Annotated in this window: 16 protein-coding genes and 1 pseudogene; 14 read left to right on the plus strand and 3 right to left on the minus strand. The window is 38.0% G+C overall.

Going from position 1 to position 18922, the window contains the following annotated elements; translation table 11 throughout:
* Positions 1–187 (minus strand): annotated as a pseudogene (locus H541_RS12165) (ISL3 family transposase); the annotation flags it as partial.
* 557 nt (positions 188–744) lie between these two features.
* On the opposite strand from H541_RS12165, the gene ndk reads away from it, so the two are divergent.
* The gene (ndk, locus tag H541_RS0108705) at positions 745–1146 is read left to right on the plus strand and encodes a nucleoside-diphosphate kinase (RefSeq protein WP_022796933.1); all 402 of its coding nucleotides are present in this window, start codon (positions 745–747) and stop codon (positions 1144–1146) included.
* A 411-nt stretch (positions 1147–1557) separates the two neighbouring features.
* Here the strand turns inward: ndk and thiD are convergent, their stop codons facing one another.
* Positions 1558–2388, minus strand: a complete 831-nt coding sequence (thiD, locus tag H541_RS0108710) for a bifunctional hydroxymethylpyrimidine kinase/phosphomethylpyrimidine kinase (protein WP_022796934.1) — start codon at positions 2386–2388, stop codon at positions 1558–1560.
* 213 nt (positions 2389–2601) lie between these two features.
* On the opposite strand from thiD, the gene H541_RS0108715 reads away from it, so the two are divergent.
* From H541_RS0108715 to H541_RS0108740, 6 genes are all read left to right on the plus strand, one after another.
* The gene (locus tag H541_RS0108715) at positions 2602–3525 is read left to right on the plus strand and encodes an ROK family protein (protein ID WP_022796935.1); all 924 of its coding nucleotides are present in this window, start codon (positions 2602–2604) and stop codon (positions 3523–3525) included.
* Between the two features lie 390 nt (positions 3526–3915).
* Positions 3916–4968, plus strand: coding sequence for a 2,3-butanediol dehydrogenase (locus tag H541_RS0108720; protein ID WP_026501743.1), 1053 nt, complete (start codon positions 3916–3918; stop codon positions 4966–4968).
* Between the two features lie 307 nt (positions 4969–5275).
* Entirely contained in the window at positions 5276–5962 is a 687-nt protein-coding gene (locus tag H541_RS12170) for an arginase family protein (RefSeq protein WP_022796937.1), read from the plus strand.
* A 159-nt stretch (positions 5963–6121) separates the two neighbouring features.
* Positions 6122–8137, plus strand: coding sequence for a KUP/HAK/KT family potassium transporter (locus H541_RS0108730; RefSeq protein WP_022796938.1), 2016 nt, complete (start codon positions 6122–6124; stop codon positions 8135–8137).
* 16 nt (positions 8138–8153) lie between these two features.
* Positions 8154–9122, plus strand: a complete 969-nt coding sequence (locus tag H541_RS0108735; RefSeq protein WP_022796939.1) for an SMP-30/gluconolactonase/LRE family protein — start codon at positions 8154–8156, stop codon at positions 9120–9122.
* Between the two features lie 133 nt (positions 9123–9255).
* Positions 9256–9828, plus strand: coding sequence for a phosphoribosyltransferase family protein (locus H541_RS0108740; protein WP_022796940.1), 573 nt, complete (start codon positions 9256–9258; stop codon positions 9826–9828).
* Positions 9829–10055: 227 nt separating this feature from the next.
* Here H541_RS0108740 and H541_RS12175 read toward each other — a convergent pair whose 3' ends face one another.
* Positions 10056–11165, minus strand: a complete 1110-nt coding sequence (locus tag H541_RS12175) for a CobW family GTP-binding protein (RefSeq protein WP_022796941.1) — start codon at positions 11163–11165, stop codon at positions 10056–10058.
* Positions 11166–11292: 127 nt separating this feature from the next.
* Between H541_RS12175 and H541_RS0108750 the strand changes: the two genes are divergently transcribed.
* The 7 genes from H541_RS0108750 to H541_RS12180 form a co-directional block, all read left to right on the plus strand.
* On the plus strand, positions 11293–12144 hold the full coding sequence (locus H541_RS0108750) for a methyltransferase domain-containing protein (protein WP_022796942.1): 852 nt from the start codon (positions 11293–11295) through the stop codon (positions 12142–12144).
* A gap of 339 nt (positions 12145–12483) precedes the next feature.
* Entirely contained in the window at positions 12484–12993 is a 510-nt protein-coding gene (gene trmL / locus H541_RS0108755; protein ID WP_022796943.1) for a tRNA (uridine(34)/cytosine(34)/5-carboxymethylaminomethyluridine(34)-2'-O)-methyltransferase TrmL, read from the plus strand.
* A 389-nt stretch (positions 12994–13382) separates the two neighbouring features.
* Positions 13383–14618: an arginine deiminase gene (arcA, locus tag H541_RS0108760; RefSeq protein ID WP_022796944.1), complete on the plus strand. Its 1236-nt coding sequence runs from the start codon at positions 13383–13385 to the stop codon at positions 14616–14618.
* Positions 14619–14692: 74 nt separating this feature from the next.
* The gene (gene argF / locus H541_RS0108765; protein ID WP_022796945.1) at positions 14693–15706 is read left to right on the plus strand and encodes an ornithine carbamoyltransferase; all 1014 of its coding nucleotides are present in this window, start codon (positions 14693–14695) and stop codon (positions 15704–15706) included.
* A gap of 303 nt (positions 15707–16009) precedes the next feature.
* Entirely contained in the window at positions 16010–17506 is a 1497-nt protein-coding gene (locus tag H541_RS0108770; protein WP_022796946.1) for a YfcC family protein, read from the plus strand.
* 157 nt (positions 17507–17663) lie between these two features.
* Complete coding sequence (gene arcC / locus H541_RS0108775) at positions 17664–18608, plus strand: carbamate kinase (protein ID WP_022796947.1); 945 nt, start codon at positions 17664–17666, stop codon at positions 18606–18608.
* A 110-nt stretch (positions 18609–18718) separates the two neighbouring features.
* The coding region (locus tag H541_RS12180) for a helix-turn-helix domain-containing protein (protein ID WP_022796948.1) at positions 18719–18922 on the plus strand (204 nt) is incomplete at its 3' end.

Consider the following 18922-nt stretch of genomic DNA (forward strand, 5'->3'; position numbering starts at 1 on the left):
AAAATTCACAACAGGTCGATTCATAAGTCAGGGTTCCGGTGTAGACAGTGGCCATTCGGCCTTTAATTCTTTCTTTTGAGACTGCATTTTTAGAAAAAGAGATGTTAGAATCTTTGATATTAAGGATTTTTTTTAACATGTTATCTATGTTTTCATCTTTAGTTTTGTTAATATTAGTACTGGACATTTGGTTAGCCTCCTATGATTTGGTTTAGCGATTTAATTATAGGACAACCAAATGTCTTTTTGCATAAAAAAATTAGTGTCGCTACTTTTTCAAGCAACAACACCAAATATTATAGAGCCCTTTTTTTGTCTGATATAAAATTGCTAGTAGGAAGTCTATCGTTTTTATTTCGTATAAGTTTTCGAGGCATTTGGTACAGGTCATAATAGGAAAGACTGGCTATATTGGTATTAAAATAGTTATAATGGTATAAAGTTCTATGTAATGTTGTATAGTCAGTTATGTGGCGTGTTATATAAATGGTCAGGTAGAAAGAGGTATACAAAAGAGGTATACAAAAGACGTATTGAAAGATACAGAGTTAGAAATGGATAACTTGGTTAATATTTTTCAGTAAAGAGCGAAAAAATAACAATAAAAATGATTAAAAAGAATCAAAGAATCATAGAAAAAAGATAAAAAAATATACAAAGAGAATACACAAAAAAATGTATAAAGATAATATACAAAGAAAAATGACTAGGGATATTACAATCAATGCAGAGGGAGTGTAGGTTATGACTGAACAAACGTGTGTCATTATTAAGCCAGATGGGGTAAGAAGGCGGTTAGTGGGTAGAATTATTCAATGTTTTGAGGATGCTGATTTAACGATAGTTGCTTTGAAAAAGACTCTTTTATCTTCTGAGGTTGTCAAAGAGCACTATGAACATTTGAAAGATCAACCATTCTTTCCAAAATTATGTGCTTTTATGACCGAATCTCCTGTTATACTCATGATTCTGGAAGGTGAAGATGCTGTTAGTCGCGTGCGAAAGATTGTTGGAGCTACTAATCCTTTAAAAGCAGATAGTGGTTCTATTCGAGGGCAATTTGCGACGGATACTACCCGAAATCTTGTCCACGCTTCAGATAGTCTTGATACTGCTGCAATCGAGATTAAGCGTTTCTTTAGTTGAGTTTATCAATGAAAATTTAAATAAAGAATAAAGAAGTCGAGGTTTAAAAAATTTAAACCCCGACTTTTTTGTATTCATGAATATTAGAAATTATGTGTAATATTTCTTTGCAGATTTTTGCAGGCTACGGTATAGATTGGTTAAGCTAATACACTTTAACCACTTAAAAAGGAAGAACTGTAGAAGACTAAATCAAGAAAAAATTAACCCTGTAGAGAGTTAAATACTTTTGAGGGTTAAGTACTTTAGAGGGTTAATACTTTAGAGCGTTAAACCCTGTAGAGATCTAAACACTCTATTTAGAAAAAAACAATAGAGTAAACACTCTAGAGAGCAAAATACTGTAAAGAGCCAAGTAGCATAGAAAGCTAATTCACCAAAAATGTGCCATGAAATGTGAATAAATGCTTTTTATTCTATGATTGCTTTGTGATGTGATAGGCGGTAACCACTGTGGAAGACTGGTGAGATAAACTGGTTGAATGGAAAACCAGTTTTGATGGCTGCGGTCACAAATTCTTTTGCCTTAGCGACTGCTTCTTTTGGCGTAAGGCCATATGCTAATCCAGCTGTGATTGCTGCTGCAAATGTACAGCCAGCGCCATGGTTGCTAGGAGCATCTATTTTGTCAGTTTCAAATAAAGTGAACTCTTTACCATCAAAGAATAGGTCAATGGCTTTAGTACCAGGCAGGGCTTTACCACCTTTAATAACGACTGTTTTAGCACCATTGTCATGAATAATTCTAGCAGCTTCTTTCATATCTTCAACAGACGTTAGTGTTTTAAGTCCAGCCAGTTGAGCGGCTTCGAATAAATTTGGTGTAGCAACTGTTGCTAAGGGAACCAATACATCTTTTAAGGCTTCGGCGTTCTCAGGATTCAACACCTCGTCCTCGCCTTTACAGACCATCACGGGATCAGCAACGAAGTTAGTCATTTGGTGTTCTTTGATATGATTAGCAATAACAGTAATAATATCAACGTTTGGCAGCATACCCGTTTTGAAAGCATCAATGCCAGGCCCTGCAGTTGCTGTAACGAGTTGATCTTTCACTACTTTTGGATTGATCGGAGTAATGCCGTGGCTCCAGTTATTATTGGGATCCATTGTAGCAATAACCGTTAGAGCCGCGATTCCAAAGGTACCATATTCTGCGAATGTTTTTAAGTCGGCTGCAATACCTGCGCCACCGCTTGCATCATTTCCTGCAATTGTCAGTGTTATTTTCGGTTTTGTCATGACATTTCCCCCATTTATTCAAATTTGATACTTATTATTCTAACGTTTTAAGTCATAGATGTCGACCGTTGAAGGGAGAATATATCACATTATAGGTTACATTTGGGTGTTTCTATCTATAAAGTGACCTATGACTTGTCTTGGCTATATCAAAAGCGATACTATGCGATTAGGTGCAGATGTAATTTATAACTAAAAAAGGATAGTGATAGTGTGAAAAAGTATATCGGGATTGATGTCGGAGGGACAACAATCAAACATGGTCTTCTAACTGATGAAGGTGAGATTCTGTCAAAAAATAAGTTGAAAACACCATTAGAAAAAAATCAGTTTTTAAACACAATTGTTGATATTGTAACTCAGTATAGGAGTCAAGACGAGATAGAAGCGTGTGGGATCAGTATGCCGGGCGTCATTGAAGGCGATGGCTTCTTAACAACTGCTGGAGCTTTAAAAAACTTATACGGCATCAATTTGATCAAAGCCTTACAAAAAGATGTTGCTTTACCCATTACTGTGATAAATGATGCGAATGCCGCAGCTTTAGCCGAACATTGGATTGGGGCAGCTAAGGCTTATCAGACGTATTTTGGCCTAGTACTCGGGACGGGAGTCGGTGGCGGAATCATCATAAATGGAGATATTTACAATGGCGCACATTCACGTGCCGGTGAATTTGGCTGGCTGATAGCTGAACCTAATGAAGAAAATTTAGAATTTGGAACACTAAACTTTCAGGGTGCAACGGTCATAGGTCTCTTGCGTGTCTATAATGAAGCACTGTCACACCAAAATGACGAGATTAAGAGTCCTGTTGTCGTGGATAATCCTCGCCTGATTTTTAGGCAAGCAGCAGGTGGAGATGCTATAGCAACTAGAGTGTTGGATCATTATTTCTATATTCTAGCAAAAGAGATTTTTAATTTGATTGTTGCTTTTGATCCAGAAGCAGTGATTATTGGCGGTGGTATCAGTAATAATGAGGATTTTTATAAGGGTTTACAAGCAAAAATAAAACAACTCCATCAGCAGCATGATAGTGTCAGGCCAATCCAACTACCACCAGTTTTGCTGGCACAGCTCAGAAATGATGCAGGTTTAATAGGAGCAGTTTATCACGCTAAAACACATCATTGAGGGATAGAGAGCAATAGACTATCATCTATAGTGTATTATTTCATTTTTAAAATGTTTTTACGTGACAATAAAGCTCCAAAGTAATAATATATTCAAATGTAAGCGTATGAGTTGCAGTGGTCTGGTGCTTATTAACCACTCCCAAGAATGAGCACCACCAAAAAAGTCAACACTTTAACTGATAGTGTGTTACATCAGCGATTTACTTTGAACTAACCAATCTGAGTAGTCGCTAAAAGTCATACTAGAACTACCAGTACTTCTTCTCTAGCTATTTGAAAAGTAAGTGCTTTAGTAGGATGTTTAGGGGATCAGTCGTTGATCTATACACCGACTGATGGCGATAGTTATAGTATGAAAGTAATGGAAAAATATTGGGGGAAAATGGAAATGAAAGCAGCAAGATGGTATGCACGTCATGATGTACGTGTCGAAGATCTCAAAGAAGTAGAAGCAACTAAGGATTTTGTAAAAATCAAAGTAGGATATACAGGTATTTGTGGTAGTGATTTACACGAGTATGATGAAGGACCTGTCTTCGTTCCAGAAAATGAACCGAATGAGTTTACGGGGCAAAAGGCTCCTATCACTATGGGTCATGAATTTGCTGGAGAGGTCGTTGAAGTGGGACCTGATGTGAAACAGTTGAAGATTGGTGATCGCGTTGCTGTTTATCCTCCTATAGCTCATGAAAGTCATCCAGAAGATATAGACTTATATTTTGGCAACAATTTTATCGGTCTAGCTCAAAATGGTGGCTTAGCTGAATTCTGTACCGTTAAAGAGTCAGCTGCTTATAAGTTACCAGAAGGTATGGATACAAAACATGGGGCTTTAGTTGAACCTACTGCAGTTGCTGTACAGGCTGTCAAAGAGGGTGGCGTAAAGTTTGGCGATAATGTTGCTATTTTTGGTGCCGGCCCTATTGGTGCTTTAGTAGCTGCTGCTGCCAAAGCTGCTGGTGCAACAGAAATAATCGTTTGTGACCTATCTGAACAACGGTTGGAGAAAGCAAAAGAACTAGGTGCTACAACTACTATTAATTCAAAAGAAGTACATGCTGTTGCTAAAATCAAAGAAATAACTAATGGCGGTGTAGATGTTTCATTTGAAGTGGCTGGGGTATCAATCACATTTGAACAAGCAATAGCAGCTGTTCGTCCTAGAGGGTTTATGGTCGTTGTTTCAATCTTCGCAAGACCAATCACTTGGAATCCATTGCAATTGACCGATGCAGGAGTCAAGATCACCTCTACGATTGCATATACACGTACGACATTTGCCCAAACAATAGAAGCAATCAGTAATGGTCAACTAAATGTTGATCCGATTATTACAAAGGAAATCAAACTTGATAATATAGTAGAAGATGGTTTCAAAACCTTGGTTGCTGATAAATCTCAATCGAAAATTCTAGTGAATATCAATTCTGATATCGCTTAAAGGAATAAACAAGCTATAAGAATGTGACATGCTGTTGTCACATTCTTTTTTTGGTAGAAAAGCAATTAGATATCAAGTAATATAGCAGTAGGCTAACAATAGAATTATACGGTCCTATAGATCATATGGGCCTCTCATAACATAATTTATCAGAACAAGTTGAACGAACTACCCGAATAAGTAGAAAATCGAGCAGAATAGATGAAAGGTGGTTTGGATGATGATAGAGCTATTAGCATTGAATACAGTCTATGAGAGTCAGTCTTTCTATCAAAATGATGAGTATAACTGAACTGACTTAAGACAATTGAAAGAAACCTATTGCTATGCGACTCACCATAGTTTGGATCAAATTAGAAAGCACCTGAAGGAAAATGTTACACCTGATAAAGGATCACATCTCACATTTATTGGGAGCGGAAACTACCATTATGTCACTAAATTGCTCCTTGAACGCTTAAACGAGCCATTTGTGCTAGTGTTGTGTGATCATCATGTTGATAGTATGGTTTTGCCATATGAGGGCTTGATCTCTTGTGGGTCTTGGGTGAGAAACGCTTTAAAAACGCTCCCCGATTTGATGCAGGTGTTATTCATCGGTATTGGCGACGAACAACTTGCCTATTTAAAAGACCTTGATTCCAGTAAACTCTTGTATATTCCGACTTCAAAACTTGAGGACGAGGATTATATCGCAAAGGTAGAAGAGAAGGTAAAGCCTCTGCCGGTTTATATCAGTATTGATAAGGATGTCTTATCTGAGGAGTATGTCGTTACTAACTGGGATCAAGGAGTGTTGTCCCCAAAACGATTAGTCCAATTGATTGAGCGCAACGTCGCCAGTCGTTCTGTGTTGGGTATAGATGTCTGTGGAGAAGAAAACACGAAGAGTCGTCGATTTGTGATGGCACAAGCCAGAAATAATCGGACAAATCACTATTTTTTGAAGTGGGGTCAAAAGATCCTGTTAGAGCATCGTCCTTCAAAATCTTAAAAAGGATAGAGCTGAGTCAAGCTTTTTAAACAGACATTAGAAGGACAATAATTGTAAACATTTCGACTATAAAAGCTATTAGAGTAGTGGTATATTAGTCTATAAACTAATATATTTATCAATCTTTTTACATGGGAAACGGAGTGTATTGAAGCACAAATGGAAACGAATCAGTCGTCACATTCAACTAAAAAAGTACTGACTATAGGTGGCCTTCTCGTCACAATGGGTGTGGTCTATGGAGACATCGGGACTAGCCCGTTATATGTGATGAAAGCTATTATAGAAGGCAATGGCGGCTTAGCCAGCTTGTCGAAAGACTTTGTCTACGGAGCGGTGTCTTTAGTTTTTTGGACGTTGACCTTGTTGACTACGGTCAAGTATGTCATGATTGCTTTGAACGCAGATAACCAAGGTGAAGGTGGTATATTTGCTTTGTATACACTGGTCAGGAAAAAAGCGCGATTTCTCATTATTCCTGCTATGATCGGCGGGGCGACGTTATTAGCTGATGGCGTATTAACGCCTGCTGTGACCGTGACGACTGCTATTGAAGGATTAAGAGGCATTCCGGTTGTCTATGATGCGATCGGTGATAATCAATCGATTATCGTATGGATTACTATCGGCATCATATTTTGTTTGTTCCAGATTCAACGCTTTGGAACTGAGACAGTGGGACGAGCATTTGGGCCAATCATGTTTTGCTGGTTTACCTTTCTTGGATTGACAGGACTTTATAATTTTGCACAAGATTTGAGTTTGATTGCTGCCATAAACCCTTACTATGCGATTAGACTGCTTTTCAGCCCTGAAAATAAAGTCGGAATCTTCATTTTAGGGAGTGTCTTCTTGGCCACCACTGGTGCTGAGGCACTTTATTCTGATCTCGGTCATGTAGGTAAGAGAAATATCAGAGTTAGCTGGCCTTATGTCAAGATTTGCCTCGTGTTGAACTATTTTGGTCAGGCAGCATGGTTATTGAAAGTTAAAAATGATATGACTTATATCCAAGCAGATGATCTAAATCCATTTTTTAGGATGATGCCAGCAGGGTTAGAATTTTTTAGTGTTATCTTTGCTACTGTGGCTGCGATTATTGCCTCTCAATCCTTAATAACAGGATCATATACTTTAGTGGCTGAAGCCATCCGATTAAGGCTGTTGCCAAAGTTGAAAATCGTCTATCCTTCCACTCAGAAGGGGCAATTATATATTCCGACGGTCAACAATCTATTGTTCCTTCTTTGTATCGGCGTTGTCTTTTATTTTAGGACATCTGCACATATGGAAGCAGCGTATGGTTTAGCCATCACCGTGACAATGTTGATGACGACCTTCCTCTTGTATTATTATTTATTGCAAAAAAAAGTTCCGCCGCTTATTGCGGGAGCGTCTATGGCATTCTTTGCTGGAATTGAAATTATATTCTTTGTATCAAGCATTGTGAAGTTCTTGCACGGTGGCTATGTAGCGGCATTGATTGCTCTCATGATACTTGCTGTCATGTTGATCTGGGAACGCGGAAATCTGATTGAAGAGCGTTATGCAGATAAGGTGTCGTTATATGACTATAAGAATCAGTTGAAATCGTTAAGTGAAGACAAGACCATTCCAATGTATCAAACGAATCTTGTTTTCTTAACTGGGAATTTAAAAAATCATCGCATTGGACGAGAAATCCTGTATTCCATTCTGGATAAACGACCAAAACGAGCCAAGGTCTACTGGTTTGTGAATGTAGCTGTGACAGATGATCCCTATACAGAAGAGTATTATGTAGATACGATGGGAACGGACTGTATTGTCAATATCCAATTGCGCTTAGGGTTTAGAGTCAGTCAATCCGTCAATGTCTATCTCAGACAAATCGTCCAAGATTTGATGAGAGAAGGGACGATTAAGCCGCAACCACAAACCTATACCATTACACCGGGACGAATTGTCGGAGACTTTTGCTTTATTTTGATCAAAGAAGAGCTATCTCGCTTGACGCACTTGAAGAAATTCGACCGGATGATTATGCAAGCTAAATTAGCAATCAAAAAGATTGCCGTCTCACCTGATAGATGGTTTGGTTTGGAATTTAGTGATTATCGTGTTGAATACGTTCCTTTAATTATTGGGCAACAATTGAAGTCAAATTTATCTCGTGTAAATGTTAAGGACTTTTAATGGAGGAGAGTGAACAATGACTGTATCCAATGGACAAGATAGTGGAATCGTAGCGGAACTGACAACTATTCCAGCCAATGAGCAAATGATTCCATTTGAGATTGCAGAACCATGGCTCAAAGTCAGTGATGAAGCCATGCAATTGGAGGGACTGTGCTTTGATCGTTCTGGAAATCTTTATTTTTTGGAGGTTTTTGAAGGAAGAATCTTTAAAGTTGCTAAGGGATCCCAAAAGGTAGAGTGTCTTTACCAATTAGCTCAGGGGGAGAATCCAGCCGCACTAAAAATCCATAAGGACGGGAGATTGTTTATCTGCTGTTTAGGAAACTTTGTGGATAGTGGTAGTGTTATAGCATTAGATCCGGATGAATTGACCGTAGAAACAATTATAGCCCCTTCAAAAGGGTTTGTCGTCGATGATATGGTGTTTGCCTCTGATGGGAGTTTTTACTTTACAAACTTTGTCGGAGGTGTAGGGAATTTAATAGGTGGTGTCTACCATGTTTCAGCCGATTTTTCGACGATTTCACCAGTTCTCTCTCATCTAGCCGTACCAAACGGACTTGCGTTGACCAAAGATGAGCAAGCACTTTGGATTACTGAAATGAGTCATAATCGTTTGATTTACTGCCAATTAGTCGATCGTACTAGTGTCCCACCATTTGGAACGACCGTACCTTATCACTTTTCAGGACTGGAAGGACCAGACTCGTGTTGTGTTGATGATGAGGGAAACCTGTACGTTGCTCTATATGAGCAAGGAAGAGTACTCGTATTTGATGCCTTGGGGAATGTAAAAGAGCAAAAGTTGATCAAAGGAAGAGAAACAGGGCATTTATTAAGAACAACACACCCAGCTATTGCTCCAAACAGCAAAGAATTGATTATTTGTACCAATGATTTTGGTCAAGACAAAGGGTCATGGCTTTATAAAGCGACCGCTCTTGCTGATGGGGCTGGGTTTTCCTATCAATTTAAATCATAAACAAGACAGATTAAGATAGATCAATATAGATCAATATAGATCAATATAGATCAATATAGATTAATATAGATTAATATAGATTAATATATATTGTATTGACTGACACATTAACTACCATAGAAAGAGTGATCTTGTGAAAGAGTTGGAAGAAAAAATCAAATTATTAGGTATCCCACGGACGACTGAAATTTCGGATGTGAGTGCCTTCTTAAATCAGCAGGTAGACCCTCACTTGATGAAAGCTATCGGAGATGATTTTGCAGCACATTATAATGACTATGATTTTGATACGATTGTGACTGTTGAAAGTTCCGGGATCGCCCCTGCAGTATTTGCTAGTTTAGCACTAGATAAGCCGTTAGTTATCTTGAAAAAAGATGAAAGAGAACGTGATGATGCTGTTTTTGTGCAACAACCATCCTATTCATTTACCAAGGGAAATCATTATTATTTGACGACCAAGTCTGACTTGATACAAGGGAAAAAGGTTATTTTAATCGATGACTTTTTAGCACAGGGGAGTGTCGTCATGAATGTTGAGGCTCTTTTACGTAAAGTAGATGCTGAGTTAGTAGCCATTGGAATTTGTATTGCTAAAGACTATCAACCAGGGTTCCAAATTTTATCTGAAAAAGGGTATGATGTCTATTGCCAAGCGCATATCACGAAATTGGATCCGGAGACACAAACCATTTATTTTGGCTAATAACACGTGATTTATATCATTTCTTTGTATCGTATCTATGTATTGTATTTTTGTATTGTATCTTTGTACGTATCTTTGTATCATATCTGTCGGTTAATAATCACCAAATGAAAAACCCAGAGGACGATTTTTTTTCGTCCTCTGGGTTTCACCTTATATCTGATCATATCTGAAAGTAATTATTATTTGTAGAGTAGACATTCCTGTATAATAGTCTATTAGCAGGATTAAATAAACATTTTGTGGTATGGATTATCATCAATGTAATCAGCGATACAGGTTTTGAAGCTCTCTTCTATTTCTGTTGTAGGTAAGTTTTTGCCAATGAAAACAAGAGTAGAGGAACGATCAGCATCATTTTTCCATTCTCTGCCTTGTGATACTTCACAACTCATTTGAACCCCTTGGATGATGATTTGATTAGGGACATCCTTTATAGATAGGATTCCTTTATAACGGTAGAGTTGTGGACCATAGTAGCTGATCAATTCGTTTAACCAACCTTGGATAATCGTGAGCTCTAGAGGCTCTTTGACCTCGATAGAACAAGTTGTGATACCGTGGTGGTGATCATGGCCATGATGATGGTGATGATGTTCGTGGTCGTGGTCATGCTCATGATCGTGCTCGTGGTCATGATCATGGTCGTGGTCATGATCGTGTTCCTCTGCATCAGCTTCTTTTTGGGCTTCAGTCATCGATTTTAGTTGGCTTTCAGTCATCATAAATTCTGACTGGTCTAAGATATCAGACATTGTAATAGTTTCTAAGTCCAATGGTGAAACGGGTGCAAACGGATTTATGTGATGGATATGTGCCGCTAGTTTTTCATAATCGTCGCGAGTGACTAAGTCCGCTTTGGTGAGATAGATTCTGTCTGCAAAAGAAATTTGTTTGACAGGTTCATCTTGTTCTTTAATGGTGGTTTCTCCATAGACACAATCTACTAAGGTTATAATACTATTGATAGTGAAGTGTTCTTTTAAAAATGGTAGATTAAAGAAGGTTTGGACTAGTGGAGCTGGATCAGCAAGTCCTGTCGTTTCGATGATGATTTGTTCGATTGGGACGCCTTCGTTTTCTATTGCTTCTAATATGGAACGGAGCATATCGGCTATGTCTGTTCTTAGAGTACAACATAAACAGCCATTAGCCATTTGGTAAATGTCTTCATCGGTAGAGAGTACTAAACGATGGTCGACACTAATATCACCAAATTCGTTGATAATAACAGCTACCTTATTGTCATTATGAGCGTTTAGAATGTGATTGATCAATGTTGTTTTACCGGATCCTAGAAAACCGGTAATAATTGTAACGGGGATAGGCTTTGTCATAATTTTGGCTCCTTTTCTGATAGATTTTTGAGTAAAGGATGTGTAGCGACATTCGTTTGTTACACATTTGATTATAACAATGTTGTCAACTAATAGAGAAGTTTTCTAAGTAAAGGAGGTCGAGTTCGTGCTACTTAAAAAGAAAGAATGGTTAGCGAGGGAAGTAGTAAGTCATCTTGCCGTTTTTCGTTGTCCGATATGTCAGACTTCAATCAAGTCTGGCGATGAGAATAGTTGGATATGCCAAAATGGTCATCGGCAAAATTATAATCGTAAAGGGTATATCACTATTGCACAACCACATAAAGAAAGTAAGTACCAAAAAGAAATGTTACAAAAAAGACAACAATTGATGCAAACGTCTCTTTTTGAACCGATCATAACAACAATCGCGGCCTCTATTGCTCCTGGGGATAAGATCATTGATCTAGGATGTGGCGATGGCAGCCATTTGCACCAGCTGATAAAGAAAGGACAACCATCATTAGCAGTCGGAGTCGACTTATCTGAACCGGCTATAGAACTCGCTAGTATTGCCTATCCAAGAGAGGCTATTTGGATGGTTGGCGATTTGACGAACCTCCCCCTGAGTGAAGAACAGATTGATACGGCAATCACTATCCTATCGCCCAGCCAGTACCATGAAGCAAAGCGCGTGTTGAAATCGGATGGTCTCTATATCAAAGTGATCCCAGAAACCTACTATTTGACCGAGTTGAGAAAGAGACTTTATAGTGAGGTAAATGACCAGACCTATCATTCTGGTGCAGTGCTTGATCATTTTGAGCAAGAATTAACGCTGATAGAAAATCATCACCTGTATTATCAAGTTGATCTAACAAGCGAGATGGCCGATCAAGTTGTTAAAATGACACCCTTAAGTTGGCAGGCTAGTGATGAAACCTTATACGACCTTAAACAGAACCCTCTAGGACATATCACAATAGACGTTCGGGTGTTAGTTGGAAAGTTCAGTTGAGGAGCTCAGTAGGGGCAAAAACAAGTAGGGCACAAGCACTTATAACTTATCAGTCATGAGGCGAAATTCTAATCCTAAGCTGTAATAACGGCAATAATTTGAGAAACTATTTTTTAAATTTTTGTGTCTTAAGTATTGATTTTTATTTAAGTCATGCTAGAATGGGCTATGCACTTGTGATTTTCTGTCACAGAGCTTGTAATATTCGTAAATCCTTGCTGTTACGGGAACCGAGGATTTATGCTAATAAGAACTGAACATAACGCCGCTGTTATGAAGGTTCTTTTTTTTGTATCCAAATTGCAATCACTAATAAACTGAGAAGGTTGGTAACAGACGATGACACATAACCATATTGTTTTATATGAACCACTAATGCCTGCCAATACGGGAAATATTGCACGAACATGTGCAGCAACAAATACAACATTACATTTGATCAAGCCACTAGGATTCCAAACCGATGACAAACACTTAAAACGTGCTGGTCTTGATTATTGGGATAATGTGGATATTATTTATCATGACTCATTAGAGGATTTTATGGCTGAAGTGAAGGACAAACCATTATTTTTAGTGTCTAAGTTTGCTCATCAAACCTACACAGAGGTGCCATATAATGATTTTGATGACGTTTTTCTGATGTTTGGCAAGGAGACGACTGGCTTACCAGAAGATTTTATGAGAGCACATGAAGAGAAGTGTATACGTTTGCCGATGAATGATGAACATGTCAGAGCTTTGAATCTATCGAATTGTGCCGCAATTGTGATTTATGAAGTCTTGCGACAACAAGGTTTTCCTAATTTGGAATTAACCCACCGTTATGCCCAAGATAAATTGGACTAGCTTAACATAGGGTGAAAAATGTAAATAAAAAACAGCCATAAAACAGAAGACTATAAACAAAGACACATTTTCTTATCAGGTCAGAATTAATTTTAAACTGACGATTAGATGAGAAAGTGTGTTTTTTTTCAACTAAAACGTGACATGGTGTGTGGGCTTAAGGTTCATATTTAAGTCAGAATGTGTCAAAATATAAAATGTGATGAATTTATCATTTTAAATGGAAATTCGAACATGATAGCGCTTACACAAATATGCTATAGTAACAGTGTCAGTGGTGACATGTAAAGATAAGGACTTCCAGCTGGACTTATTTTTACCATAAACCAAGTTATTTGTGAGAAAACGACTAATAGTTTTACTGCCTATATAGGAAAGGAAGGAAAGTTATGACTGATAGCAAGCCAATCGAGGTTTATTCAGAAATTGGAAAATTGCAAGAAGTTTTACTGCATCGACCAGGAGAAGAGTTAGAAAATTTAGTGCCTGATTATCTTGAAGAGTTATTATTCGATGATATTCCTTTTTTAAAACGTGCTCAAGAAGAACACGATTATTTTGCAAAAGTTTTAACCGACTTGGGTGTAATGGTTGTCTATTTGGAAGATTTAGCAGCAGAAAGCTTAACCTCAGAAGCTATTAAAGAACAGTTCTTAGATGAATTTTTACAAGAAGCTAAAATAAGTGGCGTGCAAACAAGGGCAGCTGTTAGAGATTATTTATTAGGCATTGAAGATAATAAAGCATTTATTCTAAAGACAATGGCTGGTATACAAAAAGCTGAATTGAATGATTTTAAACCAAACAATTTGTCCGATTTAGTCGATTTAAATTATCTTTTTGCTGTTGATCCTATGCCAAATCTTTATTTTACACGTGATAATTTTGCGACAATCGGCCATGGTATCTCCCTCAACCATATGTATTCTACTACAAGGAATAGAGAGACCATTTATGCCAAGTATATTTTTAGCTATCATCCTAAATATAGAGATGCTAACATTCCGCATCTCTACACTCGCGATGAAAAAACAAGAATTGAAGGAGGGGATGAGCTAGTTCTTTCACCGAAAGTCCTAGCTGTCGGGATTAGTCAAAGAACTGCAGCTGAATCGATTGAAAAACTAGCGGAAAATTTATTAAGTTCTGATATGGGCTTTGAAAGAGTTTTAGCATTTGACTTAGCCAAAAATCGTAAGTTCATGCATTTAGACACGGTATTTACCATGATAGACTATGATACATTTACAATTCATCCTGAAATTGAAGGAGATTTAACGGTCTATTCATTGACCAAAAATATCAATGGTGCCATCGATATTGTAAAAGAGACAAGTTCACTTGAAGATATCTTAAGGCACGTCTTAGAGCTAGAAACAATTAAGTTGATACGTTGTGGTGATGGAAACTTGACTGCAGCAGCTCGTGAACAATGGAACGATGGGTCAAATACTTTAGCGGTAGCGCCAGGTGAGGTAATCGTTTATGACCGTAATTTAATTACCAATGAAGCCTTACGAAAAGCTGGAGTCACCTTGCATGAAATACCGGGTTCCGAGCTTGTTAGAGGACGTGGGGGTCCAAGGTGTATGTCTATGCCGCTTAAAAGAGAAAAGCTAATCTAGTGCTAGTAATATTTAGGTTAGCATGTTGTTTGTATTAACTTTATAAAAAAGTATAGAGATGGGGAGGAAGAAAAATGACACAAATTTTTCAAGGACGTAGTTTACTAAAAGAGAGTGACTATAGTAGAGAAGAACTTGAGTACTTGATAGACTTGAGTGCTCATCTAAAAAGCTTAAAAAAGAACGGCATCCCACACCATTATTTAGAAGGAAAAAATATTTGCCTATTGTTTGAAAAAACATCTACACGAACTAGAGCGGCTTTTACAGTAGCAGCGATTGATCTTGGTGCCCATCCAGAATATTTAGGGGCTAACGATATTCAATTGGGTAAGAAAGAATCAGTCGAGGATACGGCAATTGTTTTAGGAAGTATGTTTGACGGTATTGAGTTTAGAGGCTTTTCACAAGAGATGGTCGAAGGTTTAGCTAAACACTCTGGTGTCCCTGTATGGAATGGCTTAACCGATGAATGGCACCCCACTCAAATGCTGGCAGATTTCCTAACAGTCAAAGAAAACTTTGGAGAATTAGCAGGTATAAACTTATTATATTGTGGTGATGGACGAAATAATGTTGCCAATAGTTTGTTAGTGACGGGTGCTATTTTAGGAGTTAATGTGACTATTGCAACACCAAAATCTTTAGAACCATCTGAAAAAGTTCAAAAACTTGCTCAAAAATTTGCTGACGTTTCAAAAAGTAAGCTTGTCATAACCGATGACATTGATGCTGCGGCCGCAGGAACAGACGTAATTTACACGGATGTGTGGGTATCCATGGGAGAAGAGGACCAGTTTGAAGAGCGTGTCAAATTGTTAAAGCCTTACCAAGTTAACATGGAATTAATCGAAAAGACGAAAAACGATGATGTGATTTTTCTTCATTGCTTGCCAGCTTTCCATGATACCGAAACGATTTATGGTAAGAAAATTGCTGAAGAATTTGGGATTAATGAAATGGAAGTGACAGACGAGGTCTTTAGAAGTAGCCATGCCAGACAATTTGAACAGGCTGAGAATCGTATGCATACAATTAAAGCTGTAATGGCAGCAACCTTAGGAAATTTATACATTCCGAAAGTATAAGTTCAACTTACTTAAGCTGAAGGATAAGCAGTTGAAATAAGTAATGGCAGAAAGAAGTTGTAAATAATCATCGTGAAAAATCATTTATAGTGACAAAGTCCCATTGAAGAAAGACAACAGACGATTTCTCATTGGGACTTTTTTCAGGTAAGGACCTGATAGAATAAACTGTTAGAACTAAAATTACCATAACTCATTTTACTATAGCCCGATTGTCTATTAAAGCAGTTACAGTAGCCTATTAAGGTAAAATCTTAAGCGAGCTAGCTACTTTTCTCTTTTGCCAAAAAAGGAGTGACTATAATGGAAGCTACACAAAAGAAGAGACGGTTTACAATGCCGTCATCGTTCACAGTTTTATTTCTTATAATTATCGTTATTGCGATTTTAACATGGCTTATTCCTGCAGGTGAGTATCAAGTTGATGATGCTGGTAATTTAATAGCAGGGACCTATGACCAAATTGCTTCTCAACCCCAAGGAATTTGGGATGTTATCATGTCCCCAATTCATGGCATGTTGGGAACTGCTGAAACCAGTGGAGCAGTAGAGATTTCGTTATTTATTTTAATGGTAGGTGGGTTTTTAGGAATAGTAAATGAAACAGGAGCCTTGGACTCCGGAGTAGCCGCTACAGTGAAACGCTATAAGGGTAAAGAAAAAATGTTAATCCCTATTTTAATGATCCTGTTCGCCTTAGGTGGCTCAACTTATGGTATGGCAGAGGAAACTATGGCTTTCTATCCACTAATTGTACCAGTAATGATTGGCGTAGGGTTCGATGCGGTAGTAGGGGTGGCAATAGTTTTACTAGGTTCGCAAATAGGTTGCTTGGCATCAACCGTTAACCCATTCGCAACGGGAGTTGCTTCCCAAATTGCCGGAATTTCTCCGGGAGAGGGGATTTTATGGCGATTAGTATTTTTAGTGGTGACGTTAAGTATTGGGATATTCTTTGTTTATCGCTACGCGTCAAAAATTGAAGAAGACCCGACAAAATCACTATTGTATCATCAAAAAAATGAGAATAAACCAATGAAAATGACAGATAATGTTGCAGAATTAACAAAAAAACAACTACATGTTTTAGTTTTGTTTGGATTAACATTCTTCATGATGATTTTGTCATTAATTCCATGGGAAGAATTTGGAGTAATGCTCTTTGTTGATTTCAACAATTGGCTCACTAGTATTCCTATTTTAGGCGAAATAATTGGTACCGCTACCATGCCTTTAGGAGAGTGGTATTTCCAAGAAATCACGATGCTATTCTTGGTCATGTCTATTGTTGTTGGTGTCGTTTTCCGTATGGGAGAGGCAAGATTTATTTCAGCCTTTTTAAAAGGATGTGGAGAATTATTATCAGTAGCTTTAATCGTAGCTGTTGCTAGGGGAATTCAGGTTGTTATGAACAGTGGCTCGATAACCGCTACCATACTTCATTATGGTGAAACAGGTCTAGGGGGGTTATCTGCTGGCATGTTTGCTATTTTGACATATATATTTTATATTCCAATGAGCTTTTTAATCCCTTCAACGTCCGGCTTAGCAGGAGCCACAATGGGTATTATGGCTCCTTTAGGAGAGTTTAATGGGGTTCAAAGTCATATTGTTATTACAGCCTATCAAGCTGCAAATGGCTTGGTTAATCTAATTAGTCCAACATCTGCAGTCGTTATGGGTGCTATGGCATTATCTGGTGTTAATATCGCAACTTGGTGGCGCTATACCGCAAAAATTATTGTGGTTATCTTTATCGCATCACTAGCTATACTATGGTTAGCTGCTTTGTTAAGTTAAAGGTTAGGTGATTGGAGGATTTTGAATTACTCTAAAACGAAGTTACTTATTAAGATTACAACGGCTTAAAAAGTAAAGGTAAAATTAAATAATGTAAAAATGACTCATAATAAAGACAATCGTATCTTACTATCTAACCGAAAAGGCGGGTAATAATATGGGGAAAAGACTTGTCGTCGCACTAGGGGGCAATGCCATTTTGGATAAGGATCCTACTGCAACTGGTCAGCAATTAGCTATTAAGAAAACAGTTGATTTTCTGGTGGCACTAATTAAGGAGGGATATCAGGTAGTCGTGACTCATGGTAATGGGCCACAAGTTGGGAATTTAGTTCTTCAAATGGAAGCAGCCGTATCTGATAAAAATCCGGTGTTACCCCTTGATTCTGCTGTTGCTATGACACAAGGGAGTATTGGTTATTGGTTACAACAAAGTTTTCATAATACACTAAAGGACTTGGGATTGACACAAAAGGTTGTCTCAGTTGTTACCCAAGTTGTTGTATCGAAAGATGACGAGGCCTTCACAAATCCTACAAAACCAATCGGACCCTTTCACAGTGAGGAGGCGGCAAAGGCAGCACAGCTAGCCGGGAAGGGAACCTTTAAAGCAGACGCAAATAGAGGGTTTCGCAAAGTTGTTGCCAGTCCTAAACCAACTGATATTGTAGAAATTGAGAGTATCAAAGAGCTAGTCGCAAGTAATCGGGTAGTTATTGCAGCGGGCGGAGGAGGCATACCTGTTATTGAGAGTAATCATCACCTTCAAGGTGTGGAGGCAGTTATTGATAAAGATTTTGCTTCAGAACTTCTTGCCTATCAAATTGAAGCAGATCAATTTATCATCCTAACAGCTGTTGATCATGTCAGTATCAATTACGGGACGGCTAATCAAGAAAATTTGGGTAGAATATCTAAAGCTGAACTGAACCGGTACAAAGATGAAGGACAGTTCGCCCCGGGAAGCATGTTACCAAAGGTGGAAGCAGTGATTGAATTTCTGACTCACAGGCCCGAGGCTACTGCAATTATCACATCATTGGATAATGTTTCAAATGCTATAAAAGGAATAAGTGGTACTATTGTGTCAGATGAGGGCTAGAGGTCTTCTAGTTTGTAAGGTTACAATACATGTGTTACATGAAAATAAAAAAATAGAGGAAGCTTCTGCTATACTGTAATTACCACACCACAGAAAGGAAAGCTTCCCCTATGAAGAATATTATAACAGAAGAAATGCGATACAGAAAGAAAGTCGTTGATTATGCGGTTAAACATGATAATAATGCCAAGGCTGCACGCAAATATCACACAAATCGGATGCAAGTCAAACGTTGGAGAGACAACTATGATGGGACATGGGATAGTTTAAGAAATAAGAGTACAAAGCCCCACTCACATCCCAATCAACATACT

Source organism: Bavariicoccus seileri WCC 4188, assembly GCF_000421665.1.
In the GTDB taxonomy this organism is placed as follows: domain Bacteria; phylum Bacillota; class Bacilli; order Lactobacillales; family Aerococcaceae; genus Bavariicoccus; species Bavariicoccus seileri.